This is a genomic window from Limnohabitans sp. (assembly GCF_040401495.1).
In the GTDB taxonomy this organism is placed as follows: domain Bacteria; phylum Pseudomonadota; class Gammaproteobacteria; order Burkholderiales; family Burkholderiaceae_C; genus Limnohabitans.
On record NZ_JBBAOI010000004.1, the window covers coordinates 75,380 to 100,718 of the forward strand.

Here is a 25,339-nt window from a genome sequence, read left to right on the forward strand (position 1 = left end):
TGGCCACAGTGATTGCTGATAAGTGGCTTGAATTTGTCTTGCGTGGCTTGCAGCAACCTACGCAAAACCTACCCGTCGTGTCAGTTGAGCGAAGCCGCCAACAGCAAAGACTGGCGATTACCCCCTATGGGTTGTCATTACCACACAGTTTGTCACAGCAGCTTTCAGACGTTCACAAAGGCGACTATCAACCCGTGGATTTGCTGTGTATGGTGGCACACGCCAAAGCCCATTTAATGCACTCACCTTTTTTTCAGCCGGTAGGGAAATTCAAACATCTTTCACTGGCAGTTATTTCTTTGCTTGAAGATGAGCGTGTGGAGCGCCTGATCAATCAAGATATAGAAGGCATAGGCGCCGTATTTACTTCGCGCATGGATATGGAACAGGCATTGAGTATCGGAGGAGTCGAAACTCAGTTAGCCAAAATGTCTGTTTGTCTGAACCGTAGACACAATGTATTTGAAGACTATTGGTGCGGTAAAGCGCTTGATATGTTTGAACAAGCTTTGCTCAGTTGCGGTGGGTTCGATGCACTGCGCGAAGTGGGATCAATTTTGGCCAACGATCTCGGCCAGATGCGTTATCGATTTGACCATACGAAATATGCTGTCTGGCCAGCTTACCGCGACGATAACTCCATTCTTTGGACAGATGCTTCTGCGGAGCAAAAAGTGCAGGAATCGGTTTCCCATTCACGAACAACATCACCCTTAGAGCCCGAACTGCTACCGAAAGAAGAGAAACTGATTTTTTACTATGACGAATGGAATGCACAGACTCAAAACTTGAATAAAGCCTTTGTTACTGTGAACCACTTGGGTTTGTTGCCTGCTTCTGCATTGAAACGTGTTCCCTTGCGTGCGGCACAAACCGCCTATTTGAAATCCCGACAAAGGCGAGCAATTCGGGGTGAGTTCAAGTTGTCTGTTGATTCAGGCGAACAACTTTGGCTTGACAAGGCCATAGAGCGTCATATTGATTTGCGCTGCCAAATTTCCCCGGATGAAAATATTTTTCTGCAGTGGCAGCGACAGCAATTGAGTGCTGGTGTGATGGTGCTGATAGATGCCTCTGAATCTGCCAATGACCGTATTGCGGGAAGTTTTATGAGTATTCTCGATTTGGAAAAAAAAGCTATTACCTATTTGGCTGATTTTTTTCAATCGGCCCGTATTCCTTTTGCAGTCTCGAGTTTTCATTCCAACACAAAAGACGATGTCAGCATTACCCTTCACAAGGATTTTGTTTCACCTTGGACAGATACTCAGCGCCGCGCATTGCAAGGACTGCAGGCAGCCTATTCAACCAGACTCGGTGCTGCACTGAGGCATATGAGCAGTTTGTGTGCAAATCGTTTACAGCAACCCATGGTGCTGGTCTTGACAGACGGTGTACCCAGTGATGTGGACTGCCCAGAGGAAAATTATTTATGGCAAGACAGCCAATTTGCTGTCGCACAATTAAGGGAAGAGGGCGTTAGCGTGATATGTTTGAAAATAGGATCTTTGCAAGGGCAGATCTGTCAGAAGATCTTCGGTTTGTCGCATACTGTGGTTTGCGAGGCTGACAAAATTGAATTGGCTATGCGCAATGTCTTGAAAAAAATTAGAAAGAGCTTTACATGAAGACCGTTATCCCTGTGGGCGTACTTTTTTCGCAAACAGGTGCTACCTCCGTGATTGAGAAAACCCAATTACATGCAACCTTGCTGGCGATTGATGAGGCAAACAGTCTGTTATCTGCCCACGGTTTAGAAATTCAACCGTTTTATTTGGATCCCCAATCCGACCCTTATCTTTTTTCTTTAATGAGTGAAAAGTTGATCACCGAGCAGGGGGTAGGCGTCATATTCGGTTGTTACACATCGATCAGCCGCAAGTCAGTGCTGCCGGTTATTGAAAAACACAACAAACTGCTTTTTTATCCCACTTTGTATGAGGGCTTTGAGTTTTCACCTAATGTAATTTATACCGGCGCGTGTCCAAACCAAAACATCATTATTTTGGCTGAATTCATGTTTTCCAAGTTTGGTAAAAATTGTTATTTGGTCGGCTCGGACTATGTTTACCCCTATGAATCCAACCGCATCATGAAGGACATGGTCAACGGCTTTGGCGGAAAAATCATGGGAGAGCATTACCTCAGTATCGAGTCATTACATGCTGAATTCAGGCCTGTGGTTGAGGATATAGCAGCGTGTAAACCTGACTTTATTTTTTCGACGGTGGTTGGTTCTTCTACTGCCGCTTTTTATGAAACATATGCACAAGCAGGCTTGCAACCGCTTACATTGCCGATAGCCAGTTTGACCACATCTGAAGCTGAGTTGGCAAGTATGCAGCCATTTGCCAGAGCCGATCACTTCACCGCGGCCCCTTTCTTTGCCTCGCTGCTCAAGCAGTCAGCCATTCCCTCTTTGCAGCAATTGGCTACCCATACTCAGAACGTGCCTATTAATCAATGCTGGGAATCAGCCTACTTTCAAGTTATGCTGTTCGCCAAAGCCCTGTTAGAAGCAGATGACACACACACTGATAGTTTGCTTAAAGTATTGCGTGGTATGGAAGTCGAGGCGCCCCAAGGTCGTATAAGAATCGATCCAGATAACAACCATTGCTGGGTGTATTCGCGTATTGGTAGATCCAGAGCAGATGGTGATTTTGAAATTGTGAAGGAATCCAAGAGGACGGTGCGGCCAGACCCGTATTTGATGTCCTATGCCATTTCTGCTTTGTAGTTTTTCACTTTGACTGTATGTACCTTGTGTCTCGTTTGCAGATGATTGTCTTCAAGGAGGTTAGATGGAACAGCGTGATGTAGTCGCTGGCTTACGCCAGATGCAAGTGGGCTTATGCCATCCACTGGGCGCAGAATGTCGTTTGATTTCCCAGCAACTTGAGCGTTTGGGTATGCCTTATCAGCAAGTATGGCCTCCGGTAATGAGTGAATTGCTCAGCGTAGATCTGGTGGTACTGGCTTTAGTTCCTGAAGCTTTTATCAAGATGGATAAGAATTTGCTGAAGGCATTGAAAAATAAAATTGTGGTTTCTGTCTTGCAATTTGAAAGTCCCACGGTGCTCGACTTGGCTTGCCAGTTGAACTCCTCGGCGCTTTTGTTTTCTCCGGTCAAGCCTTTTGGCGTGTTGTCAGCCATTGTGCTTGCGGTGAATCAGCACAAGGTTCGCGAAGATCTGCTCAAGCGCATCAACAAACTCGAAGGGCGGGTTGAGTCAGTGCGGGTTGTTGAGCAGGCGAAACGATTTTTGATGGATACCAGCGGTATCAGCGATGTCGAGGCATTCAAAATTATTCGAAATCGCTCCATGGATAAACGCTGTTCCATAGAGGAAGTCGCCCTTAGCATCATTACTGCCAAGGAGGCTTTGGAGTCTGCTCTTGGCGAAACCAGTTCCGTCAGCACTCCAAACAAGTCAGATTCAAAGTCAAAGGCGACAGGTTCTGTAGTTCGTATCAAATAGTCATTCACTGACATAGTCTAAAGCCCTGATTTCGCGCTCTGGTCTCTATACGCACCTTTTAAGGGCGTGTATTTGGTGCATTAAGGGCACCTCAAATCAGTGAATGCACCTGATTAGTTCAACATTCCAATATCCATGGGTTGGCATAAGCCTTGCAAGGCCATAGGGCGTAGCCCACAAGGCGCGTTTCTTTTCAACCTTGAACGACTTGGAGTTCCTCTCATGCTTAACCGTCGCAACCATCTCAAAACCTTGGCCGCAGCCGCAGCCCTGGTCAGCGGATCTCTGACACTTTCTCTTGCACACGCTGCCGACACCATCAAAGTAGGTGTGTTGCACAGCCTCTCAGGCACCATGGCTATTTCAGAAACCGTGTTGAAAGACACTGTGTTGATGGCTATTGATGAAATCAATGCCAAAGGTGGCGTTTTGGGTAAAAAACTCGAACCCGTGGTGGTCGATCCCGCTTCGAACTGGCCCTTGTTTGCAGAGAAAACCAAGCAGTTGCTGGGCCAAGACAAAGTGGCCGTCATCTTTGGTTGCTGGACTTCGGTGTCACGTAAATCCGTGTTGCCCGTGGTTGAAGAGATGAACGGTCTGTTGTTTTACCCTGTGCAATACGAGGGTGAAGAGCTGTCGAAAAACGTGTTCTACACAGGTGCTGCGCCTAACCAACAAGCCATTCCTGCTGTTGACTACTTGATGAGCAAAGACGGTGGCGCTGCCAAGCGTTGGGTTTTATTGGGTACCGACTATGTCTATCCCCGCACCACCAACAAAATTTTGCGTGCTTACCTGATCAGCAAAGGCGTGAAAGAGACTGATATTGATGAGAAGTACACACCGTTTGGTCATTCTGATTACCAAACCATTGTTGCCGACATCAAAAAATTCTCTGCTGGCGGCAAAACAGCCGTGGTCTCTACTATCAATGGTGACTCCAACGTGCCTTTCTACAAAGAATTGGGTAACGCAGGTTTGAAAGCCAAAGACGTTCCTGTTGTGGCCTTCTCTGTGGGTGAAGAAGAACTGCGTGGCGTTGACACCAAGCCTTTAGTAGGTCACTTGGCTGCGTGGAACTATTTCCAATCCATCAAGAACCCCACCAACGATGCTTTCATTAAAAAGTGGGCAAGCTACGCCAAAGCCAAAGGTATTGCTGGGCATAAAGATAAGCCTTTGACCAATGATCCCATGGAAGCTACCTATATCGGTATCAATATGTGGAAGCAAGCAGTTGAAAAAGCCAAGTCCACCGACGTTGACAAAGTTATCGCCGCCATGGCTGGCCAAACCTTTACTGCACCTAGCGGTATCACCTCCAAAATGGACGAGAAAAACCACCATTTGCACAAGTCTGTGTTCATTGGTGAGATCAAGGCCGACGGTCAATTCAATGTGGTCTGGAAAACACCTGGCCCGGTGAAAGCCAAGCCTTGGAGCCCCTTCATTCCTGGCAACGACGTCAAGCCTGACGAACCTGTCAAGAAGTAATCTCGCGTGAGTGAAGTCAGTGGCGCGATGCGGCGCCACTGATCTTTCAAATTCATTCTCATCTCCCTTTATATTCCCCCGAGAGTTGTCGCATGTGGATCATCCGCATCAGGTTGAGCTTTGTCTTTTTTTGCAGTTGTTTGAGTTTGTCTATGGCTCAAGCGCTGACAAATCCCCAAGCCATCGGTATGGTGCAAGGTGAAACCGACAACCGTCTAGAAGTACTCAACCAAGCTTTACAAGAAGCGGATGCAGCCACTGCTGTTTTCTTACAAGCGCTGGCAGATGATGCTGTCAAAGTCGCAGGAAAACAAGTGGTGGTGTTACGCGATGGCAAGGCCTTTGATCCTGTGACTGCCGCTGAAATTTCCATGCCGACCGATGCAGAAGATGTGGTCAGCAATAACCGTATGCGTGGCGAAATTGATGCAGCGTTGGCAGCACTGAAACTGCTAAACCCTGACGACAAAGTCCGTTTGCAAGCAGCCATGGCGCTTGCCAAAGAACCTGACGCAGCCAAGCTTCCTTTGATCAACAAGGCATTGAAAGCTGAAGCTAACGAGCAAGTCAAAAATGCCTTGATGCTGGCCAAGGCCGCCATGGCCATCAGCGTGGCTGACCCAGTAGAGCGTTTACAAGCTGCCCAAACATTGGGGCAGGCGAAAAGCCCTGAAGCGCAGTTGCTTTTTAATCAACAACTCGGTGTTGAAACGGATGTGAAAGTCAAAGCCCAAATCATTAACTCGCTTGCCACCATCAAAGAAGCATTGGCTTGGGGTGAGCGCTTGGGCGTAGTGTTTACTGGTATCAGCTTAGGCTCGATTCTGTTGCTGGTCGCCCTTGGTTTGGCCATCACCTACGGCTTGATGGGTGTTATCAACATGGCGCATGGCGAGTTGATGATGGTGGGTGCTTATGCAACCTATGTGGTGCAAGTCATGTTCAGGCAATACCTGCCCAATGCGTTTGACTGGTATTTGTTAGCTGCCTTACCAATGGCATTTTTGACTGCTGCAGCAGTTGGTGCTGTGCTGGAGCGCAGTGTGCTGCGGTTTTTATATGGTCGACCACTGGAGACACTCTTGGCTACTTGGGGCATCAGTTTGATATTGATGCAAGCGGTTCGGTCCTTGTTTGGTGCACAAAACGTGGCTGTTGAAAACCCTCGTTGGATGAGCGGTGGCATACAAGTTCTGTCTAACTTAAGCCTGCCGTGGAACCGAATTTTGATTGTGGTGTTTGCCTTTGCTGTTTTGCTTGGTATGACTTTGCTCATCAGTCGAACACGACTGGGTTTGTTTGTTCGCGGTGTGACGCAAAACCGCGCTATTGCCTCATGCATGGGCGTGAACACCTCAAGAATTGACACCTATGCCTTTGCGTTGGGTTCGGGTATCGCAGGCTTGGCAGGTTGTGCACTAAGCCAGATCGGCAATGTAGGACCTGATTTGGGCCAAGGCTATATCGTTGATGCCTTCATGGTGGTGGTGCTTGGCGGCGTGGGGCAGTTGGCGGGAACCGTCTATGCAGCACTGGGTTTGGGTATCTTGAATAAATTTTTAGAAGGTTGGACAGGCGCAGTACTTGCCAAGATTGCGGTTTTGGTGTTCATCATCATCTTCATTCAAAAACGACCTCAGGGTTTGTTTGCGATGAAGGGCAGAAGCGCAGAGGCTTAAGATGAGCACCATCCATATTCCACCCAAACCCGCATTGCTCAGCCCCAAGGGTTGGCTTGCATTCTTAGCGTTCGTATTGGTGTTGGGGTTGATTACGCCATTGCTGAATTTATATGTTCCAGTCGGTCATCCCTTGCATATGAGCGACTTTGTGGTCTCTTTGGTGGGCAAGATCATGTGCTACGCCATATGTGCCTTGGCCATGGATTTGATTTGGGGCTACACAGGTATTTTGTCCTTAGGGCATGGTTTGTTTTTTGCGCTGGGTGGTTATGCCATGGGCATGTACCTGATGCGCCAAATTGGACTCGACGGCAATTACAAATCCGAACTGCCCGACTTTATGGTGTTTTTAAATTGGAAGACCTTGCCTTGGCATTGGTATTTCAGCGACAGCTTCATAGCCACTTTGGTATTCATCGTATTGGCCCCAGGCCTTTTGGCTGCAGTGTTTGGCTATTTTGCATTTCGTTCACGTATCAAGGGTGTGTATTTCTCCATCATCACCCAAGCCATGACGTTTGCATTCATGTTGCTGTTCTTTCGTAACGAGACCGGATTTGGTGGTAACAATGGGTTCACCGACTTCAAGCGAATATTGGGAATGACCATTGCCACGCCGAATATACGTATGGTGCTGTTCGTCATGACGGCTGCAACTTTGCTTGGTTTCTTTTTGGTGGCCAGATGGTTAATGCAGAGCAAATTTGGCCGTGTCTTGCAAGCCATCAGGGATGCTGAGAGTAGGGTCATGTTTTGTGGCTACTCTCCCTTGCCCTACAAGTTGAGCATTTGGGTTATTTCTGCTGTGATGTGTGGCGTGGCTGGCGCTTTGTATGTGCCGCAGGTTGGCATCATTAACCCCAGTGAGATGAGCCCAGCCAACTCCATTGAAATCGCAGTTTGGGCGGCCGTGGGTGGCAGAGGCAGTTTGCTTGGGCCCATCTTGGGAGCCTTTATGGTCAATGGTGCCAAAAGCTGGCTCACAGTCATTGCGCCTGAATTTTGGCTGTACGTTTTAGGCGCTTTGTTCATTGCCGTGACTTTGTTCATGCCCCAAGGTGTCTTGGGTTTGTGGAACAAAGCACGACAAGCTTGGTTGTCTAAAGGGGCTTCATCATGACGCCCGACTTATTTGACGAAGGTAGCGAGCGTTTGCAAGCGCATCAATTTCGACGAGTACAGCAATCTTCCTCGGGAGACAGGGGTGCAAGTTATGGACATGTGCTGCAAGCCGGAGAACTGGACCTGACCCACGGACGAATTCTCTACTTAGAGGATGTCAATGTGAGCTTCGATGGTTTTAAGGCCATTAACAACTTGTCTTTGGACATTGCGCCTGGCGAATTACGCTGCATCATCGGCCCTAATGGTGCTGGCAAAACCACCATGATGGACATCATCACTGGTAAAACTCGACCAGACAGCGGCAGTGTATTTTTCGGCAGTACTATTGATTTGTTGCGCCACAACGAGCCTGAAATAGCCCAACTGGGTATTGGTCGGAAGTTTCAAAAACCCACGGTGTTTGAGCATTTAAGTGTTTGGGAAAATCTAGAGCTTGCGTTGGCGACTGCTAAAAATGTTGCAGCTTCTATGGTGTTTCGCCTGAGTGGAATGCAACAAGACCGATTGTGCGAAGTCTTGGAAACCATTCGGTTAACTGGTGACACAACTCGAATGGCGGGACTGCTGAGCCATGGTCAAAAACAATGGCTAGAAATTGGTATGTTGCTGATGCAAGACCCCAAACTGCTGTTGCTCGATGAACCGGTGGCTGGTATGACTGACCAAGAAACTGACCGCACTGCAGAGCTTTTTTTGTCCTTGAAGGGTAAACACTCCTTGATGGTGGTCGAGCACGATATGGGTTTTATTCGTCAAATATCAGATACCGTCACCGTGCTTTGCGATGGTGCTGTATTGGCCCAAGGCAGCTTTGAGCAAGTCCAAGCCGATGAGCGTGTGATTGATGTGTATTTAGGACGCTAAGCCATGTTGCATGTACAAAATATTCATCAGTACTATGGCGGCTCTCATATCTTGCGGGATGTTAGCTTGCAGACCCATGCAGGACAGGTGACTGTATTGCTTGGGCGCAATGGCGTGGGGAAAACCACTTTACTCAAAGCCTTGATGGGCTTGGTGCCATTGCGAGAGGGGAGCATCACGTTTAATGGGCAATTGATTACCAAGGCCACACCTTATGAACGAGCACGTGCTGGCATCGGATATGTGCCGCAAGGGCGTGAAATTTTCAACCGTTTAACGGTGGAAGACAATTTGCGCATGGGCTTGGCCACGCAAAAAGCAGGGGCGGCTATCCCCTGTGAATTGTTTGAAATGTTCCCTGTTCTGGATCAGATGAGACATCGCCGTGGCGGCGATTTGTCTGGCGGTCAGCAACAACAATTAGCTATTGCGCGGGCTTTGGCTGGGTCACCTAAATTATTAGTACTAGATGAGCCTACAGAGGGCATACAACCCAGCATCATCAAAGACATTGGGCGTGTCATCCAACAACTGGCCAAGCGAGGCGACATGGCTATTTTGTTGTGCGAGCAGTACTACGATTTTGCTGAGGAATTGGCTGATCATTATTTGGTCATGGAGCGCGGTGAAATAGTCTCTCAAGGCCTAGGTAGCGAGATGCAATCAAAGGGGATTCGTCAGTTGGTTTCCATTTAATTTTTCACCCGCTTCAGCGTGGATTCTCACGCGTACAGGGACAACAGAAAAGCTGGGGCAGTTGTAGCGCTGTATATCCTCAGCGTGCAGTGGATAGGAATTACAGTTGGAAAATCGCCGCCACATTGAATCGTAAATGCCGCACTGAAATTTGTCTTCGCCTAAAGGCTCTAGGAAGAAACACTTTTTCTCTAAGCAGCAATTGCCACATTGAACGCAAGAGCCTTGTATCTGAACAGGAATATTTTTATTCTGCAAAAAAACATCTTCTAAAAAATGCAATACAGGCCCTTGCGATATCGCCTTTAAGTGGATCCGCATTTTCTTCACATTGTTGCTGTACTCAAGAATAAATTTTTTCTTCCAAAACAGAAAGAACATGAGAACAGGGGAAACAGGTATCAACAGAGATATAAAAAATAAGATGAATTTAGAGAACCACTTTGATAAATTTTTCACTTGAGCCCCATGCAGTTTGCATAAAAAGTGACTGTTGCTGGCCAGTCTGAAAAAATGCCACGTATACCCACATCTTTGTTCAAAATATGCAAAGCTTCAAGGATGTCGCCTTCATGGTGAATGCTATCGGTGACCGATTGGTAATACCAACCACCTTTTTCCAATGCCATGACACCCGAGCGTTCCAAAGACCAAGTAATGATGTCTAGGCCAGCTGTTTTGACATTTTTGGCATAGGCAGAGGGGACAAGCTTTCCATCTTCTAGTGTTAACAAAGCAAAGATAGGAGGCGCCACAATCTTGACGCCTTTTCTTTTGTAGTCATTGAGCATCTCCAAGGAGGGTAAGTCTTTGACAGTTTCAGCCGCATCTAGGAAAACAGCTTGTTGGGCAAACTTTGGTTCGTTTTGAACCCAATACAAAATATCCTTCTCATTGAACGATTGAGGAAAAACTTGGTCAGGTTTGACGCCTGCTTGTTTGTATTCGTCAATCATCTTTTGAGCATATTGCTGCTGCGTAAAGCCCTCGAAAGGCATAGCGACCGCGGCTTCTTTCAACTCCGGTGTCATCTTGACCCGCAAGCGCTTGAACAGCGCAATGCTTTCCTTGTGGCTCATCAGCGTACCGCTGCTAGGTCCTGAATACAAATCCGTTCGCCAAGCGGGTGTGCCAGCCACAAATTCTTGTGCTGTCAGAGCTTTGGGGTTGAAGCCATCCATTTTTCCGCGCAGTGTTTTGAATTCGGCCAAAGTGATGTCGCTGGCTCTGCATTCTGCAGATGCTGGTGTGTTGGTATTTGGGTCAAAGGCACTGAAAGGTTTGGTGCATTTGGAGGCTAAAGGGGTGAGCAAAATATTGGTTGTTGTGTGCAAATCATTTTGCGCATGTCTGCAGACCAATTCTTTGTCTTTGGTAAACGTGACATCACACTCCATCACGCCTGCGCCCATGCGAGCTGCTGCTTCATAGGACTCAACCGTGTGTTCAGGAAACATCAAGGCAGCACCACGGTGGCCAATGGAAAAATTCGATTTCTTAAACGGCCCGTTGGTGCAACTTTGCATTTTTCGCTTCAATGGCGAATCGTTCATTTGCGAAACCAGAAAAAACGGCCTTGGTCCTAGTTGAATATTCTGAAGGGAGGCATTATGTTGGGCAATTACGCCACACGCGTTAAATAAAAAAGCAGTCAGTAGAATTTTTGCAAATTGCTTGAACATGAGTGTGCAAGTGAAGAAGAAGTTCTATCATCTTAAAAATGCCGCATGAAAATTTGATGACACCCTGTGGCTCATCGGCAAACATATTGGGTAAATAAATCTTCCGGACTGTAGGCGGTCACAACCACCTTAAAGCCGCCACTTTCCTCAGCACTTACAAGCACACCATAGTCGGGCATATTTTGATGACTGGCCAATACGGAGGCAATATTCCAGACTTGCGACAAGTCTGCAGTCTTGCCTGTCGCCATGTTCCTGAACTGTTCACGTGCTTGAGGCTTTAAACGAAGCATGTGGACATGGAGCTGATTTTGTGACCTGAAATTCTGAGGGTTGACGACCAAGGCGATGGAATCGGATTCAATTCGTTTTGTAGCGACATCCCATGCGTACTGCCATATGCCTGGGGGACGCAAGGGGTCTTCAACACCTGTGATGACTTGCAAAGGCAAAACCAGTCCATGGACAAAAGATGCAGGGCAACCGCACATCTTGATATCGCGTATGGCGACGTATTCAGCGTTGACAGACCAAAGCTCTGTGGTTTTTCTACAAGAGGTCTCTGTAGAGCACGCCGCTTTTGCTATTGGTGCTCGACATTGGGCGCAATAGTTCTCGACCTTCGGGTCAATACAATGCTTCACGATGTCTAGCAGTATGTCGCTGTTTGGCGTGGCATAAAGGCCACCCCATGGGAATAGAAAAATACACGCCACCCATATTTGGTGAATTGTCATCAAGCGAACATATTTCTGCATCATGATGTATCTATGGAATCGAACACAATTGTTTTGGGTCAGCGGATTGGACAGTTCAAACAACATCTCACCGAACTGGGATTTATTTCACCTGTTTTGGCTGAATTAGAGCCACTGCGCAATGTACCTGAATTTACAAACCGGCAAGAGGTTTTGGGGCTTGTATTAGAAGGTGACTTGGCTCTTAAATCTAAAGGCGAAACTACCAACTATTTGATGGGTGAATTGTTTTTCATCGATAAGGTGACACGCTTTGAATTACAAGCAGGACCTACTGGCGCAAAGTACTTGTTTGCTTTTAAATAACTTGCTTACATAGCCCAAATACGCGGGGCAACACTAGGGAGTGACCAAAGTTCAGAGCGCCACACCAACCAAATACGACGAAGCAAGTCCATGGCATGCTCGACTTGTGCGGACAGTACCCGCACAACCACCAGCCTAGGGTCTGGTGAGGTCACTCCAGCTTGTAACGCCAAAGGATGTTGTTCGCATAGGTTTCGGGCAAGCGCAATGACCTGTTGTAAAAGGTCATCTGAGATTGGGTTGCCTTGTGCAAAAACCAAAGTGCCTTGGCAGCTGTGTCCATTCAATCCTAAGGGGCTATGCAACAAGCGCTTGTCGCTTGCGTCCATCAAACCACGCTCTAGCCATACACCTTCAATTTCTAAGTGTTGCTGAAATTGACCCAGTTCAAAAGCTTGGTTGGCGTGCGGCAAACCCAAGGCTGTGACATCCCATGCCATGAGTTGACTTTCAGCCGCTAAATTGAATTTCACTTGGTTACTGGCATAACAACCGCTGTAAGCCAATGCTTCAAGTGGTAACCATTCCAGTCGAGCGCCACAGCCTAAAGTAGCGTGGACGTGTTGCGAAGCGGTCAAGCCATCTGAATGGTAAAACCGCGTTGCCCCAGGGGTGGTGAGCAAGGCATGGGCATGGTCATGAAGCTGGAGCTTGATATCTAGGCTGTCACCGCCCACCAAGCCACTGGGCGGGTGAACCAAGATGTTGTGACATACCCTTCCCCCCTCGGGGTAAAGGCTCTTCAAGATGCGAAGAGGGCCATCGTGGACATGGCGTGCCACACAATGACCATCTTCGACGCTGTAATCAATGCTAAGTTTGGCTTGCCAGCCCATGGCTTTATTCAAAAAGCTTGAATCCTACCGCGGACACAAACCCCACCAAGGTAGAAAAACCAGCCATATTGGGCGTCGATAAATGCGCCGCCTCTGGCAGCATGGCAGAGCCAATCATGGTCAACATAGCGCCAGCTGCGATGCCTTCGACCACGATCATGGTCGAGTGAGGAATGGACTCACCCACATAGGCCCCAAATGCAGCACCCAGAGCGCAAATCACAGTAAGCACTGACCATAGAAAAATAATTTTGCTGGTGGAGAAACCTTGTTGCTTCATGTTCACGCTGGCAGACAAGGCTTCAGGGAAGTTAGATAAAAACAAAGCGCCAACTAAAGTTAAGGGCATGACATCCCAAAAACCCAAGGTCATGCCGGTGGCGGTTTTGGCTGCAACGATAGACAGCATGACGGTGCCAATCACAAAGCTTTCAGGTATCACGTCCAATAAATTTCCCAGCCAAATGGCCATGCCTGCATTGTTGTGCTCTTCTTTCATATTGTTCAAGTCAGTGGCTGTGGGGACTTCACTGCCGCCAGAGCGAATGGCATCAATCGCCAAATTGGCCCAAGCTTGTTTGGCCACAGCAGCTTGGTCGATATGGCGTTTGTTTTCCAAAATACGTTGAGCTGCCAATTCACGCACCGAGGTAGCAAACTCTGGGTGCGAACGGGCAAAGATGTCGTATTGCGATTTATGCAATACCAGCAATTCGGCTGGACCATGTTCTGACACTGCTGTGGTGCTGTGTGCTTGGTGGGCCAAGAAAGACACTTCACCCAATAAGTCACCCCTCTCAGCGGTATGACTGCTGCCATCGGAATGCGTCAAGGTAATGGAGCCTGAGCGAACAATGTACAACTCCGAGGAGAGGGCGCCCGCAGAAAACAAAGCTTCATCTTGCACTAAAAATTTAGGATGAAGAAGTTTCACCAAATCATGCATCATCTCAGCTGACATGCTGGTGAAAAAAGAAGAGTTGCCAATCGACTGCATTAAGTCTGCTTGACGTTTGGATTTATTACGAGCATGTTGGGCGATGACGTAAGCCCCTTTGCGCAAATAGCCGCCATGCGCACTGAGCAATTGGTCTAGGACGATGAAGATCAGTCCACCTCCTACCATGGCCAGCAAGAGGGTGACGAAATGGTGGATTGCCTCGGCTCGATCAGCTAAATCTGCATGTGATAAGGCTTCAACGGTTGGCGACACCAGTTCAAGTGCCAAAGCCGATATCAAAGCGCCAGCGCCAAAGCCGCACATGGCGCCTACTGAGGAGTTCGACATCGGCGTGGTGATGCCGACAATGGCGCCAAGCACCATAGAACCCGCTGCAATCGCACCCAAAATGGCTGCCCAAATTACCAAGGTGGTTCCCATGTCTTGCATCATCGTCTCCGGTTGAGGATATATCGTGCTAGCTTACTCGGGTAAATCCTTTTCAGCACGAACTTGTGCTGCGATCGCTTCTACTTGCTCGTCTGACATGCCGTACTTGGCCTGCATATGTTTGAGTTTGATGGCTTCTTCTTCTGTAACAACGCCATCGGCCAACACCTCACGAATTTCCATTTCGTACAAAGCCTCTCGGCGAGCTACTTGGGTGGTGTAAGCGGTGGACACCACACCGGTCAGGATAGCCGCTAAAGCAATGGCCAATATCTGCGTGATGATCACCAGCACCACGCCAGGGAAGGTAACGGGGTCCACATTGCCCCAACCAGAAATAATGGTCAAGATAAACCAGTGCATCGCTGCAGGAATAGAGGGAAATACGTCTGGCTGATCGTGGCCCTCAATGATGTAAATCAATGAGGAGAACAACAGCCCACTGATGAACAACAAAAACAGCGCTGAGGAAAAAGAATCTTTCTCCGATTTGATGGCTTCAAACATATCGTCCATGGCGCTGTTATAGCGCGACAGTTTGAAAATACGCAGCAAACGGAACATTCGCAGCACACGTAAATCGGTGCCAGGCATCAGCAGTTGAAGGTAAAACGGCACGGTGCTGAAAAAATCTACCAAGCCAAAGAAGCTGAAGATGTATTCTTTGCGTCCCTTCCAAGGGCTGTCGCCTGGCTCGGTGTATTTTTCGCTGTAAGACCACACCCTCAACACATACTCGATGGAGAAGACGCCCACGCTGAAAAGGTCGAAAACGTGAAAGTACGCACCAGCGGCTTCATGAATATCAGGTACAGACTCCAAAATGATGGCCAACACATTCAAGACCACCAAGAGCGCAATAAAGATCTCACAAAAACGGCTGGCAGGATCGGCAACATCACCTTCAAGGATGTTGAACACCCGGCGTTTGGCGCGGCCAAAGGCTGATATCTCCAGCGTGCTGTTCATGGTTTTTTCCCAGCTTTGGCCTGCTCCATCATGGTCTGCACTTCTTTGTCACTCAAGCGAAACTGCATTTGCAAACGCTTGAGAGCGTCCTTCTCCGCATCGGTCACGACATCATCGGCCAGCACTTGCCGCAATTGGGCTTGGTAGGCGGATTTTTTGCGTGAAAGTTGATTGGCAAATGCAGAGGCCACGATACCCGTCATGATGGCCGCCATACAAACCCCCAAAAAACCTGTCAATAAAGCGACCACTTCACCGCCTTTGGTGACAGGTTCTACATTGCCGTAGCCAGAAGTGATGGTGACAATAGACCAGTAAATAGCATGAGGAATAGTGCCAAATTGCTCGGGTTGCGCATGGCCTTCAGCAAAGTGCATAAGTGAAGCGGACACGATGGTAGCGATGGTCAGCAAAAAAGCCGCAGACCCAAACGCACGTCGCTCTGAGTACACCGCAGAAAACAAGTCTTGCAGGGCGGAGTTGTATTTGGATAACTTCAAAATTCGCAGTAAACGCAAAACACGCAATATGCGTAAATCTAGCAATGGGAAAAACACATGCAAGTAGTAGGGCATGGTGGCAAAGAAGTCGACCAAACCAAAAGCGCTGAACATGTATTCGCGCCGACCTTTCCATGAACTGTCTGCGTATTTCGCCCCCAAAGACCAAACCCGCATCAGGTACTCGGCCGTGAAAAACATCACGCTCCAAAACTCCAGCTCGTGAAAAAAATCTTTGTACTGCGCATGTACTTCAGGCACCGAGTCCAAAATCACCGCAGAGCAATTCACCAAGACAACAGCAGAGATCAACCATTCTGCATACCTAGAGAGCGATTGGTTAGGAGACCCTTCAAGAATCTCCATCAAGGTGGTTTTTTGTTGCTCGAACATTGCGCAATACTAAAAAAGAGAAAAGGGGCGAGCAAGTTCCCCACACATAACCGTCAAACTTAAGCGGTCGAAGAAACTTGCTCTAAAAAATCAACTGCGAGCTCGCAGTTGTTGCCACAAGGCCAATTCCTTGGCCGTGAGACTGTCCGACGCTTTGGCGGCTTGTTCAAACTTGGCGCCATCTGCCATCAAGGCCAGTTGATTGATTTGGGAGAGCAACATTTTGAAATGCTCTACAGCATGATCCGGTCGTTCAGCGATGACATGTAAGGGGAGTACAGACTTGTGCTGCGCATTGACACGTTCCGTGTGGACGTGCTCTAGCAATGCGTTGAGCTCTTCGATGGTGATGTGCAGTCGTTTGGCTTCTGTTCGCAACATTTCTATTTCAGAATCGTCCAAATGACCGTCTTTCATCATGTTGCGCAAATTGGTTTTCAGCAATTCACGTTCTTTCTGTAACTGATCGCCGAAAGCTGAAGCCAGCAAAGCCGCAGGGATGGCAAAGATGCCGATACCTAGCAAGGCCATGACCACGGTCATGAAGCGCCCTACAGGGGTGATCGGTGAGATATCGCCATAGCCTACCGAAGCCAGTGTGATGACGGCCCAATAGACAGAGTTAGGTATGTTGTCAAACTTCTCTGGTTGGGCTTCGTGTTCAAACACATAGCCCAAGCTGGCGGTCATGATCACCATCAAGATCATGATGAAAGCGGATGCGCTGATGACTGGCCATTCTCTGGCGATCACCGTGGTCAAAATCTTGGTGGAATCGTTGTAGCGGGTGAGCTTGAGCAAACGTGCCAAACGGAAGGTTCGCAAGAACCGCAAATCGAGAACAGAGCCCAACAAGACTTCCAAAAAGAAGGGCAGGATGGCCAGCAAATCAATGATGGTGGCTGTGTTGCGGGCTTGTTTGAATCGACCTAAAAATGCGTGGCGATAACGCGGTTCCTCCACACAAGCGTAAAGGCGCATCAGATACTCAATGGTGAAGATGCCTACAGCCACAGTGTCAAGAATGACAAACTCTAAGTTGATGAGGTAGCTGACGCTTTGGATCGATTCCAAAACCACGGCAAGCACAGAAATGATGACCCAAATACCAATGAAGGTATCAAAGATGGTTTGTAACTTGCCGCCATAGGCGCTCTCAAACACCACGGCATGGATTTTTTGACGGAAGGTGCGGCCACGGTTGAGTTCGGCAAACTCTTTGATGGCCGGAATGACAATGCGAAACAACTTGAGGATTCGCAACAGTCGCAAGAAACGCAAGGCACGCAAGTCAATCGGGATAAAGGCTTGCAGGAAAAAAGGTGCCACAGCCAAAAAGTCGATGATGGCAAAGGGGCTAAAAACATAGGCCACCCTTGGTGTGTTTTTCTTTTGGAATTCTTCATCCTCAGGTGCTAAGTAAAAGCGCAGCGCATATTCCAAAACAAAAACAGTGACTGAAAAAATATCAAAGTAATGAAAGAGTTGCTTGTAGGGGTCAAACAAGGCTGGCACGTGCTCTAGCACCAACGCAAACAGATTGACCACAATCAAAACGCCAATCCACTTGTCCAAGACTGGCTGGAAGTTACCAGGGATATTGGGGTTTAAGGTCCAGTCATAAAGCCATTTGCGAAACGGCTGGTCTTTAGAAATAGGTGGGCCAGCCTCTTCGAGGCCTAACAGTGCCTTGGCGTCGAGCGAGTCAATGTCAATGAGTTGGGGGGGCGTGTTGTTGGTGTTTGTGTCAGTTGTCATGGTGAGCCTCAGAATTCAACGTCAGAAACTTTGACAAGGTAGGAACCTTTGTCACAGATACCAATACTCAATTGAAGTTTTTGGTCAATGCTGTCTTCAGCTGCCAGTTTGGAGTTGATCGTTGGAACAGCTGAGCCTGGTGGGGTGGGCGTTACTTTTAACAACACAATTTCACCTGTTAGGCTTTTGTCGGCAGGGTTGCATTGCTCAATGAACTCGGGTGTTTTTCCCTTGAAAGGGTTTTGCATGTTTTTAAAGTCATTGGCCAAGAGGTGTTCTAAACATGGTCCCCAGGTACTGGTTTTGGCGTCTGCGCCACCTGCGCAGGCTTTGACGGGGTAGTCGGGGTTGAAGCGTTCCGCACTGGCTTTACCTAACCAAGCCACTAAAGCTTCGCCATTTCGCTTGCTTTTCTCAGTTTGCTGGGCATGCTCAAAGGCAATTTCGCCCAGATAGGCCACCAAGACCAAGACCCCAAGAACGATCAAAATGAAAATCCAGTCGGAAAAGGTCGGGCCGGTGCCGACCTTGGATGACGTTGAGGTACTGTTCATAGCGATTTCACTTTCTCAAGAAAAAGACGGGATAAATCCCTCATCTGATGCCCGAGGATGATATTCGCAAAAAATACAAATTTATTGAATATCTAAAAAACTCGAAATTGCAGTCATATTTGGTAATTTAATTAAATTTAATTTAAAAGTTTTAGAACATATTGGAAGGCATCAATGGCCAATTGCATGTCATCCGCCGTGGTGCTTTCAAGCGGGTTATGGCTAATTCCTTGGTTTTCGCCGCGCACAAACAGCATGGCTTGGGGCATGATGCGGTGCAATTGCATGGCATCGTGTCCGGCACCGCTTGGCAGGTGGTGTAAGGGAATACCCAAAGAAGAAACTGCACGCTCCCAAGCTTGTTGTAAGCGCGGATCGCTGGGTGCGGCCGCTGCTCGGACAGTTTCTTCATGGCTAAAGCGAAGGCCCCGACTTTGACAAATATTTGCAAGGGATTGCAAAACATCGTCTGCCAGTGCGTCACGTTGCGCATCAGTAGGAGCACGCATATCTAGGCTAAAGCTGCAGCGCCCTGGCACCACATTGACAGAGCCATTGGGCACATTCAACATGCCAATGGTGGCGACAGAGTCGCCGTCAAGGTTTGCGCGTTGTTCAAGGTACACCGACCATTCGGCCAAGGCTGCTACGGCATCTTGGCGCTGACCCATGGGGGTGGTACCCGCATGGCTGGCGGTGCCGGAGATTTCGCCCAAATACCGTCGGCTGCCGTTAATGGAGGTGACGATACCCAGCGGCATGTTGATGCTGTGCAACACAGGGCCTTGTTCGATATGTACCTCAATGAAACCCACATAGCGCGACGCATCTCGCTTGAGCGCAGCGATATCTTTGGGGTTCAAGCCAGCGTTTTGCATGGCTTGTCGCATGCTGATGCCATCTTTGTCGGTTTGCTCTAACCATACGTTTTGAAAATGGCCTGTCAGTGCGGCTGACGCCAAAAACGTGGCTTTGAAGCGAACGCCTTCTTCCTCTGCAAACGCCACCACTTCAATGCCAACGGACAAGCGCCTTCTAGCGCGGGCTAACTCCCGTACACAGGCCATGGGCACAAAAATGCCCAGCCGTCCGTCGTACTTGCCGCCGTTACGTACCGTGTCGTAATGGCTGCCAGTCAGCACATAGCGCCCGTCTGGTTCGGCGGGGTGGTAGCGCCCCACCACATTGCCCGCAGCGTCAATGCCCACTTCATCAAACCCACAGGCTTGCATGCCCAGTTGCAATGTCTTTGCGCAAGCGCGGTGTGCAGGTGTGAGGTAGCTCACACTCAATTCGCCACGCTCGACAAATCCCTCATCACTGAATTGGGCCAACCATTCATGCCAGTCCCATACTTCTTCGCCCAATGTGGGCTGAGCTTTGCACCTATCGTTCAGGCGCAGCTCGGCGATGCGGTGGATTTGGCGAAGGCATTCTTGCAATTCATGGGCGGGGGAGGCGCGTAAACGACGCTCTAATGCGTCCAATATTGCTTGCGGCCCCAAGCCATTGCCGCGCGGACCTTTAACAGCCACGATGAAGGGCCAGCCAAAATGTTGTTGGTAGGCAGCGTTAAGTTCTTGTAACCGAATGGCTTGTGCGGGTGTGCATTGCCACAAACCAGCGCTTTGCTGCTCTTGGTGGGAGTCCGACGTGAGGTTAGGCGTTGGCTTAGGGGCCAACACAGGGTGGGCCCGCAGCAAGGCCAGTTGTTGCTCGGCAGGCGCATGGCTGACCACCTGCGCCAAGACCCACTTCAAATGCGCCAAGCTGTTGAAGGGGCGTAGCTGCAAAGCCTGTTCTGCCACCCAAGGCGAGTGTTCGTAGATGCCGTCCAGCCATAGCAAAGCCTGGTCATGGCTGGCGGCATTCAGATGATCGATGGCGGCTTTGGCGGCGTGGATGGTCATGGGTGGGATGTTGGGGGCGACTACACTGGATCAATCAACTATAACTTTGCCGATAAACCATGGGATTGAGCACACATGTTTTGGACACCATGCACGGCTGCCCAGCTGCAGGCATGGCGGTGGCTTTGTATGCAACACATAGCGCAGGCAGCCGTTTGATCAAGCGCTTTGAGTTGAATGCCGATGGCCGTCATGAAGGCGGGCCCCTGTTGGACAACGCAAATTTGCAAGTCGGTACTTACCGCTTGGTGTTTGCGGTGAAAGCCTATTTTGTGTTGCGCGGTGTAGCGCTTGCAGAGCCAGCTTTTTTGGATGAAGTCAGCTTGGACTTTGGCATTGCCGATCTAGCCCAGCACTACCATGTGCCGCTGTTGGTCAGCCCTTGGAGTTATTCCACTTACCGAGGCTCCTGAGCCCTTCAGAGTTGTCCCTCGGTGAGGGTATCGAGCTGGAAGCGCCCACTGCGGTGCCACAGCCATGTTTCGGTGAAGATGACTTGCTTGAGGTACTTGGGTGCCGGAAACGGAGCAGACTGTCGAATAGCTTGCTCAATATCGAGCTTCACCTCGGGGGCATGTTTGGGCACACGTACCCAATCGATACGACCTATCTGTCCTGAGGGCTCAATATGGATATCCACCACCACCACGGCTTTTAACAAGGGCGGGAGTTTGCCCTTATAAATACGCTCAGGAAGCCGCTGGTAGATATGGTGTGCGGCATCTTTACGGTAGTCGGCATTGCTGCGAGCAGACGATAGCGCTTGGTTGGGGGGTATGGGTGCAGGGTCTTGGTTTGTAGCAACTGGTTCAGGCTCAAGGACGCGAGGCAAATCTGTGGCGCCAGTGCTGGAATCCGGGGCAACTTCTGCTGGCTTTGTCTCGGGCGCTTGGGCAGGCACTTCAGGCAAGGGGTCTGGTGCCTTGATGGGCTTGGTAGAGCATGACGCCAACAGCATCAGCAGGGCAACAAGCAAAGATTGACCGATAAGCCCAAACTGCATGGCTTCTTCCATTCATCAAGGTTGAAGGCATACTCTGCGACCAATGATTGACTTTGACAACCATGATTACCCGAGCTTGGGTGTGAACTTGTTTGCCTCTTTGGACCATCGACTGGCAACAGAATCGGCGGTTTTGGTGATGGTGGCCTCAGCGCATGGCTCGGTTCCCCGCGAGGTGGGCGCTTGGATGGCGGTGTTTGCACAAGGAGAAGTTGGCACCATTGGTGGCGGACAACTCGAATGGCAGGCGATGGCCCAATCGCGTCAAGCGCTGCAAGGCTTGGCGGTCTTGCCGCCTTTGCACAGGGTGGCTCTAGGCCCGAGCTTGGGGCAGTGCTGCGGAGGCGCGGTGGAGCTGTGTTTTGAATTGATCTCAGCGCAAGACCTGCCCCTATTGCAACAGCGCTTGATGCCCGTGCTGACGCCTGTTGCCTTGTTTGGCGGGGGGCATGTGGGAAGGGCGCTGGTAGAGGTACTGTGCCGACTGCCATTTGCAGTGCGCTGGATTGACAGCCGCGATGAGGTGTTTCCCGCCCATTTGCCTGAGCAGGTGCTGACTGAGCACAGCGACCCCGTTCAAGCCGCGGTGGCAGACTTAATGCCCCAAAGCCAAGTGTTGATCATGAGTTTCAGCCATGCCCAAGACCTTGATGTGGTGGCCGCGTGTTTGCTACGTTTGCGCTCACAAGATGATTTGCCCTTTATCGGCTTGATAGGCAGCGCCACCAAGTGGGCCACTTTTCAGCGACGCCTGCGTGAAAAGGGTTTTGCTGAAGAGGAAATTCAGCGCATTACCTGCCCCATTGGCTTGCCCGGCATCAGCGGCAAGCAGCCCGACGTCATAGCCGTGTCTGTGGCAGCGCAATTGTTAAAACAATCGGGGTCAGACCCCAATTAATAATTGGGATCTGACCCCGATTAATATCTCCCTATGGAAACTTATTTGCTGGAGTGGGCCAATCTGCTGTTGCGCTGGGTGCATGTCATCACTGCAATTGCATGGATTGGTTCGTCTTTTTACTTTGTTTTTTTAGACAGCAACTTGATTTCCCCCGAGGACGAGGACTTGCGTGCCAAGGGCGTGGGCGGCGAGATGTGGGCAGTGCACGGCGGGGGTTTTTACAACCCGCAAAAGTACCTTGGGCAACCGGGGCGCATCCACGGCAAATTGCATTGGTTTTACTGGGAAAGCTATAGCACCTGGCTGAGCGGTTTTGCCTTGTTTTGCGTTCTGTACTTGTGGAATGCCAACACGTTTTTGATTGATAAAAATGTCCTTGCTTGGGTGCCGCTGTCTGCAGGTGTGGTCGCTGTGGCCTTGCTGGTGGTTTTCTGGCTGGTTTATGACCTGACCTGTCGTTGGGTGGGTTTTCGCCAACGTGGCGAGGTATGGATAGGTTTGGTCATGCTCGTCACGCTGGCGCTGGCGTGTTGGGCTACCAACCAACTTTTTGCAGGCCGTGCAGCGTTTTTGCTGGTGGGTGCCATGATGGCCACCGCCATGAGTGCCAATGTGTTGGTATGGATCATTCCAGGGCAACGCAAAGTGGTGGCGGCCATGACCTCGGGTCAACCCTATGAAGCACAGGCCTTGGCCATTCACGGCCAGCGTGGCAAGCAGCGCAGCGTGCACAACACTTATTTCACCTTGCCAGTGGTGTTTGCCATGCTCTCCAACCACTATGGGTTTTTGTATGCGCATCCAAAGCGTTGGCTGTTGCTTTTGCTGATGATGCTTTCAGGTGCTTTGATCAGACAGTTCTTTGTGCAGCGTCACGCTTGGCACTTGCAGCGGGCAGCCAACCCTTGGCCTTTTGCGGCTGTGGGGGTGGCACTGATTCTTGGGGTGATGGTGGCTTTGCGTCCTGCGCCTGCTTCATCTGCAGCGCAAGAGCCTGTCAGCTTTGGGCAGGTGCAGGCCATTGTGGACCAGCGTTGCGTGTCTTGCCACGGGTCTCAGGTACAAATGAAAAATCTGCGGCTAGATTCCTCTGAGGCTTTGCGCAAGCATGCGCAAGCGGTGTATCAGCAGGTGGTGGTGTTGCAGCAAATGCCTATGAACAACGCCACTGGCATCACGCCGCAGGAGCGTCAAGCGCTGGCGCGTTGGTTTGAGGCGGGGGCGCTGCCCTGAGCTGTTGCTCGTAGGCTTGCAGGCGTTTTTCGCGTTCTGCCAAATACGCTTGGTGCTCTTTTTGCATTTTGAGGCGACGCAAAGCTTTATCTTCTTCTAGATGGTTGTTGCGAATCATTTGCCTTCTGGCATTCGTCGCCATTTGGTCGTGTGCAGCTTCGACCCCTTTGGTCAACATGCGACCCGTGTACCAAAAAATCACCAAGGGGAAAAACACCACAAACGCCACCCAGACCCACAGGTCTTCGTTCTGAGCGGTGTCGGTTTGCAGGTATTTCTTGAAATCAATCGTTGCCATGGTGTGCTCACAAATGGGGGTAATTGTGAATCGGCCGCAACGGCTAGAACTTGAGCAATGCGCTATGCTCGCCCGCCATGGCTTCTACCCCTTTTTACGCCCAAGACCCCGCGCAGTTTTTGCGTCAACTGTTTGACGCTGCAGTTGCCCGTGCCCAGCCCCTGCTGAATATGCCTGCCTGCTTGCCGAAGGTTCCGCGTGGGCGCACCTTGGTATTGGGCGCAGGCAAGGCTGCTGGCGCCATGGCCCACGCTTTGGAAACGCTGTGGCCCATGGACGCAGCCATGTCTGGTCTGGTGGTCACCCGTTACCACCACACGCCACCGCGCCCGGCTGCCCTTGTGCAGCGTATCGAAGTGGTCGAAGCCGCCCACCCTGTGCCTGACGAAGCAGGGCTCCAAGCCTCCAAGCGCATGATGGCTTTGTGCCAAGGCCTCACACAAGACGATTTGGTGATTTGCTTGGTCTCGGGTGGCGGCTCGGCACTTCTGACCTTGCCTGCCCAAGGCCTGACTTTGGCGGACAAGCAGCAAATCAACCGCGCTTTGTTGGAGAGCGGCGCCAATATTTTGGAAATGAACACGGTGCGCAAACACCTCTCGCGCATCAAGGGCGGGCGTTTGGCAGCAGCTTGCTATCCCGCGCAAGTGGTGACACTCACCATCAGCGATGTGCCTGGGGACGATCCGGCGGTGATTGCCAGTGGCCCGACAGTTCCCGACGCCAGTACCTGCGAGCAAGCCATCGCCATCTTGGAGCGTTACCGTATAGCTTTGCCGGAACCCGTGTGGTCTGCTTTGCGCTCAGGTGCCTTGGAAACCCCCAAGCCCGCAGCCCCTGTTTTTCAAGGCCACAGCGTACAGATGTTGGCCACGCCCCAGCAGTCCTTGCAAGCTGCCGCAGCTTTGGCGCGTCAGGCGGGGCTGAATGCTTACATCCTGTCGGACGAGGTGGAGGGCGAATCGCGTGAAGTGGGCAAGGTGCACGCGGCACTGGCACGGGCTGCCGCGCGGGGTGAGGGGCCGTTTCACAAGCCTTGTGTGATTTTGAGTGGGGGTGAGACCACGGTGACGGTACGCCCGCAAGCGGCCGGTACGCCGCGTGGCAAAGGCGGTCGCGCCGGAGAATTTTGCTTAGGACTGGCGCTGGCTTTGCAAGGCCAAGCGGGTGTGTGGGGCTTGGCCGCAGACACCGACGGTATTGATGGTGTAGAGGACAACGCCGGAGCCTTGGTGACACCCGATACGCTTGTGCGCGCAGAGGCTTTGGATTTGAAACCCTCTGCCTATTTAGACCGAAATGACAGCTACCGTTTTTTTGAGGCCTTGGGCAACTTGGTGGTAAGCGGCCCTACACACACGAATGTGAACGACTTCAGGGCTTTGCTGGTTATTTAAAGCACTTTGACCACGGTGGCCACCACGCCAATGGCCAAGACCATGGCGCTGGCTTGAACTTCAGCCAAACCTGCATCCATGCCGGCCGCTTTCAGGCGTTTGGCGTAG

25 protein-coding genes are annotated in these 25,339 nt (G+C 50.3%); 13 read left to right on the forward strand and 12 right to left on the reverse strand.

Annotated elements, in window-relative coordinates; genetic code table 11:
- Positions 1-77 precede the first annotated feature (77 nt).
- From AC9UEO_RS04450 to urtE, 8 genes are all read left to right on the forward strand, one after another.
- A complete protein-coding gene (locus AC9UEO_RS04450; RefSeq protein WP_509530404.1) occupies positions 78-1,628 on the forward strand; it encodes a nitric oxide reductase activation protein NorD in 1,551 nt (516 codons plus the stop codon).
- A 14-nt stretch (positions 1,629-1,642) separates the two neighbouring features.
- Positions 1,643-2,740 (forward strand): transporter substrate-binding domain-containing protein, encoded by a 1,098-nt coding sequence (locus AC9UEO_RS04455; protein WP_509530406.1) that lies wholly within the window; start codon positions 1,643-1,645, stop codon positions 2,738-2,740.
- 100 nt (positions 2,741-2,840) lie between these two features.
- A complete protein-coding gene (locus AC9UEO_RS04460; protein ID WP_509530648.1) occupies positions 2,841-3,482 on the forward strand; it encodes an ANTAR domain-containing response regulator in 642 nt (213 codons plus the stop codon).
- 222 nt (positions 3,483-3,704) lie between these two features.
- Positions 3,705-4,976, forward strand: a complete 1,272-nt coding sequence (gene urtA / locus AC9UEO_RS04465) for an urea ABC transporter substrate-binding protein (RefSeq protein ID WP_509530408.1) — start codon at positions 3,705-3,707, stop codon at positions 4,974-4,976.
- A 92-nt stretch (positions 4,977-5,068) separates the two neighbouring features.
- Positions 5,069-6,655 carry an urea ABC transporter permease subunit UrtB gene (gene urtB / locus AC9UEO_RS04470; RefSeq protein ID WP_509530410.1) on the forward strand — a complete coding sequence of 529 codons (1,587 nt, stop codon included), beginning with the start codon at positions 5,069-5,071 and terminating at the stop codon, positions 6,653-6,655.
- Position 6,656: 1 nt separating this feature from the next.
- Positions 6,657-7,778, forward strand: coding sequence for an urea ABC transporter permease subunit UrtC (gene urtC / locus AC9UEO_RS04475; RefSeq protein WP_509530412.1), 1,122 nt, complete (start codon positions 6,657-6,659; stop codon positions 7,776-7,778).
- Complete coding sequence (gene urtD, locus AC9UEO_RS04480) at positions 7,775-8,647, forward strand: urea ABC transporter ATP-binding protein UrtD (RefSeq protein WP_509530414.1); 873 nt, start codon at positions 7,775-7,777, stop codon at positions 8,645-8,647. Before urtC ends, urtD begins: the two co-directional genes overlap by 4 nt.
- A 3-nt stretch (positions 8,648-8,650) precedes the next feature.
- Positions 8,651-9,343 carry an urea ABC transporter ATP-binding subunit UrtE gene (gene urtE / locus AC9UEO_RS04485; protein WP_509530417.1) on the forward strand — a complete coding sequence of 231 codons (693 nt, stop codon included), beginning with the start codon at positions 8,651-8,653 and terminating at the stop codon, positions 9,341-9,343.
- On the opposite strand, the gene AC9UEO_RS04490 is transcribed toward urtE, so the two are convergent.
- The 3 genes from AC9UEO_RS04490 to AC9UEO_RS04500 all read right to left on the reverse strand — a co-directional run bounded on the left by AC9UEO_RS04490 (position 9,311) and on the right by AC9UEO_RS04500 (position 11,786).
- Positions 9,311-9,802, reverse strand: coding sequence for a hypothetical protein (locus AC9UEO_RS04490; protein WP_509530420.1), 492 nt, complete (start codon positions 9,800-9,802; stop codon positions 9,311-9,313). The genes urtE and AC9UEO_RS04490 overlap by 33 nt on opposite strands.
- Positions 9,799-10,896, reverse strand: a complete 1,098-nt coding sequence (locus AC9UEO_RS04495; protein ID WP_509530422.1) for a glycerophosphodiester phosphodiesterase family protein — start codon at positions 10,894-10,896, stop codon at positions 9,799-9,801. The genes AC9UEO_RS04490 and AC9UEO_RS04495 overlap by 4 nt, the downstream gene beginning before the upstream one ends.
- A gap of 200 nt (positions 10,897-11,096) precedes the next feature.
- Positions 11,097-11,786, reverse strand: a complete 690-nt coding sequence (locus tag AC9UEO_RS04500; protein WP_509530425.1) for a CDP-diacylglycerol diphosphatase — start codon at positions 11,784-11,786, stop codon at positions 11,097-11,099.
- 9 nt (positions 11,787-11,795) lie between these two features.
- On the opposite strand from AC9UEO_RS04500, the gene AC9UEO_RS04505 reads away from it, so the two are divergent.
- Positions 11,796-12,089, forward strand: a complete 294-nt coding sequence (locus tag AC9UEO_RS04505) for a hypothetical protein (RefSeq protein ID WP_509530428.1) — start codon at positions 11,796-11,798, stop codon at positions 12,087-12,089.
- 5 nt (positions 12,090-12,094) lie between these two features.
- Here AC9UEO_RS04505 and AC9UEO_RS04510 read toward each other — a convergent pair whose 3' ends face one another.
- The 7 genes from AC9UEO_RS04510 to uraD form a co-directional block, all read right to left on the reverse strand.
- The gene (locus AC9UEO_RS04510; RefSeq protein WP_509530430.1) at positions 12,095-12,925 is read right to left on the reverse strand and encodes an urease accessory protein UreD; all 831 of its coding nucleotides are present in this window, start codon (positions 12,923-12,925) and stop codon (positions 12,095-12,097) included.
- A gap of 4 nt (positions 12,926-12,929) precedes the next feature.
- On the reverse strand, positions 12,930-14,315 hold the full coding sequence (locus AC9UEO_RS04515) for a cyclic nucleotide-binding domain-containing protein (RefSeq protein WP_509530432.1): 1,386 nt from the start codon (positions 14,313-14,315) through the stop codon (positions 12,930-12,932).
- A gap of 33 nt (positions 14,316-14,348) precedes the next feature.
- Positions 14,349-15,284, reverse strand: coding sequence for an ion transporter (locus AC9UEO_RS04520; protein WP_509530434.1), 936 nt, complete (start codon positions 15,282-15,284; stop codon positions 14,349-14,351).
- On the reverse strand, positions 15,281-16,177 hold the full coding sequence (locus tag AC9UEO_RS04525; protein WP_509530436.1) for an ion transporter: 897 nt from the start codon (positions 16,175-16,177) through the stop codon (positions 15,281-15,283). Before AC9UEO_RS04525 ends, AC9UEO_RS04520 begins: the two co-directional genes overlap by 4 nt.
- Positions 16,178-16,267: 90 nt before the next feature.
- Entirely contained in the window at positions 16,268-17,935 is a 1,668-nt protein-coding gene (locus AC9UEO_RS04530; RefSeq protein ID WP_509530437.1) for an ion transporter, read from the reverse strand.
- A gap of 8 nt (positions 17,936-17,943) precedes the next feature.
- Positions 17,944-18,489: a hypothetical protein gene (locus AC9UEO_RS04535; RefSeq protein ID WP_509530438.1), complete on the reverse strand. Its 546-nt coding sequence runs from the start codon at positions 18,487-18,489 to the stop codon at positions 17,944-17,946.
- 137 nt (positions 18,490-18,626) lie between these two features.
- Positions 18,627-20,399: a 2-oxo-4-hydroxy-4-carboxy-5-ureidoimidazoline decarboxylase gene (gene uraD / locus AC9UEO_RS04540; RefSeq protein WP_509530439.1), complete on the reverse strand. Its 1,773-nt coding sequence runs from the start codon at positions 20,397-20,399 to the stop codon at positions 18,627-18,629.
- A gap of 59 nt (positions 20,400-20,458) precedes the next feature.
- Between uraD and uraH the strand changes: the two genes are divergently transcribed.
- Positions 20,459-20,812, forward strand: a complete 354-nt coding sequence (uraH, locus tag AC9UEO_RS04545; protein ID WP_509530440.1) for a hydroxyisourate hydrolase — start codon at positions 20,459-20,461, stop codon at positions 20,810-20,812.
- A gap of 5 nt (positions 20,813-20,817) precedes the next feature.
- On the opposite strand, the gene AC9UEO_RS04550 is transcribed toward uraH, so the two are convergent.
- Entirely contained in the window at positions 20,818-21,402 is a 585-nt protein-coding gene (locus AC9UEO_RS04550; protein WP_509530442.1) for a hypothetical protein, read from the reverse strand.
- 43 nt (positions 21,403-21,445) lie between these two features.
- Here AC9UEO_RS04550 and xdhC point away from each other — a divergent pair, with 43 nt between their 5' ends.
- Together xdhC and AC9UEO_RS04560 are read left to right on the forward strand one after the other, a co-directional pair.
- Positions 21,446-22,300 carry a xanthine dehydrogenase accessory protein XdhC gene (gene xdhC, locus AC9UEO_RS04555; RefSeq protein ID WP_509530444.1) on the forward strand — a complete coding sequence of 285 codons (855 nt, stop codon included), beginning with the start codon at positions 21,446-21,448 and terminating at the stop codon, positions 22,298-22,300.
- 33 nt (positions 22,301-22,333) lie between these two features.
- Positions 22,334-23,536, forward strand: coding sequence for a urate hydroxylase PuuD (locus tag AC9UEO_RS04560; protein ID WP_509530447.1), 1,203 nt, complete (start codon positions 22,334-22,336; stop codon positions 23,534-23,536).
- Here AC9UEO_RS04560 and AC9UEO_RS04565 read toward each other — a convergent pair.
- Positions 23,478-23,834, reverse strand: a complete 357-nt coding sequence (locus tag AC9UEO_RS04565) for a hypothetical protein (protein ID WP_509530449.1) — start codon at positions 23,832-23,834, stop codon at positions 23,478-23,480. The two genes, AC9UEO_RS04560 and AC9UEO_RS04565, sit on opposite strands and share 59 nt — an antisense overlap.
- 77 nt (positions 23,835-23,911) lie before the next feature.
- Between AC9UEO_RS04565 and AC9UEO_RS04570 the strand changes: the two genes are divergently transcribed.
- Positions 23,912-25,231 carry a glycerate kinase type-2 family protein gene (locus AC9UEO_RS04570; RefSeq protein ID WP_509530451.1) on the forward strand — a complete coding sequence of 440 codons (1,320 nt, stop codon included), beginning with the start codon at positions 23,912-23,914 and terminating at the stop codon, positions 25,229-25,231.
- Positions 25,232-25,339: the final 108 nt, after the last annotated feature.

What these genes read in the sequence shown, in the direction of transcription:
- AC9UEO_RS04460 (WP_509530648.1), top strand. Translation starts at nt 2,841, where the DNA reads ATGCAAGTGGGCTTATGCCATCCACTGGGCGCAGAATGTCGTTTGATT.
- urtA (WP_509530408.1), top strand. Translation starts at nt 3,705, where the DNA reads ATGCTTAACCGTCGCAACCATCTCAAAACCTTGGCCGCAGCCGCAGCC.
- urtB (WP_509530410.1), top strand. Translation starts at nt 5,069, where the DNA reads ATGTGGATCATCCGCATCAGGTTGAGCTTTGTCTTTTTTTGCAGTTGT.
- urtC (WP_509530412.1), top strand. Translation starts at nt 6,657, where the DNA reads ATGAGCACCATCCATATTCCACCCAAACCCGCATTGCTCAGCCCCAAG.
- urtD (WP_509530414.1), top strand. Translation starts at nt 7,775, where the DNA reads ATGACGCCCGACTTATTTGACGAAGGTAGCGAGCGTTTGCAAGCGCAT.
- urtE (WP_509530417.1), top strand. Translation starts at nt 8,651, where the DNA reads ATGTTGCATGTACAAAATATTCATCAGTACTATGGCGGCTCTCATATC.
- AC9UEO_RS04495 (WP_509530422.1), bottom strand. Translation starts at nt 10,896, where the DNA reads ATGAACGATTCGCCATTGAAGCGAAAAATGCAAAGTTGCACCAACGGG.
- AC9UEO_RS04500 (WP_509530425.1), bottom strand. Translation starts at nt 11,786, where the DNA reads ATGATGCAGAAATATGTTCGCTTGATGACAATTCACCAAATATGGGTG.
- AC9UEO_RS04505 (WP_509530428.1), top strand. Translation starts at nt 11,796, where the DNA reads ATGGAATCGAACACAATTGTTTTGGGTCAGCGGATTGGACAGTTCAAA.
- AC9UEO_RS04510 (WP_509530430.1), bottom strand. Translation starts at nt 12,925, where the DNA reads ATGGGCTGGCAAGCCAAACTTAGCATTGATTACAGCGTCGAAGATGGT.
- AC9UEO_RS04515 (WP_509530432.1), bottom strand. Translation starts at nt 14,315, where the DNA reads ATGCAAGACATGGGAACCACCTTGGTAATTTGGGCAGCCATTTTGGGT.
- AC9UEO_RS04520 (WP_509530434.1), bottom strand. Translation starts at nt 15,284, where the DNA reads ATGAACAGCACGCTGGAGATATCAGCCTTTGGCCGCGCCAAACGCCGG.
- AC9UEO_RS04525 (WP_509530436.1), bottom strand. Translation starts at nt 16,177, where the DNA reads ATGTTCGAGCAACAAAAAACCACCTTGATGGAGATTCTTGAAGGGTCT.
- AC9UEO_RS04530 (WP_509530437.1), bottom strand. Translation starts at nt 17,935, where the DNA reads ATGACAACTGACACAAACACCAACAACACGCCCCCCCAACTCATTGAC.
- AC9UEO_RS04535 (WP_509530438.1), bottom strand. Translation starts at nt 18,489, where the DNA reads ATGAACAGTACCTCAACGTCATCCAAGGTCGGCACCGGCCCGACCTTT.
- uraD (WP_509530439.1), bottom strand. Translation starts at nt 20,399, where the DNA reads ATGACCATCCACGCCGCCAAAGCCGCCATCGATCATCTGAATGCCGCC.
- uraH (WP_509530440.1), top strand. Translation starts at nt 20,459, where the DNA reads ATGGGATTGAGCACACATGTTTTGGACACCATGCACGGCTGCCCAGCT.
- AC9UEO_RS04550 (WP_509530442.1), bottom strand. Translation starts at nt 21,402, where the DNA reads ATGCAGTTTGGGCTTATCGGTCAATCTTTGCTTGTTGCCCTGCTGATG.
- xdhC (WP_509530444.1), top strand. Translation starts at nt 21,446, where the DNA reads ATGATTGACTTTGACAACCATGATTACCCGAGCTTGGGTGTGAACTTG.
- AC9UEO_RS04560 (WP_509530447.1), top strand. Translation starts at nt 22,334, where the DNA reads ATGGAAACTTATTTGCTGGAGTGGGCCAATCTGCTGTTGCGCTGGGTG.
- AC9UEO_RS04565 (WP_509530449.1), bottom strand. Translation starts at nt 23,834, where the DNA reads ATGGCAACGATTGATTTCAAGAAATACCTGCAAACCGACACCGCTCAG.
- AC9UEO_RS04570 (WP_509530451.1), top strand. Translation starts at nt 23,912, where the DNA reads ATGGCTTCTACCCCTTTTTACGCCCAAGACCCCGCGCAGTTTTTGCGT.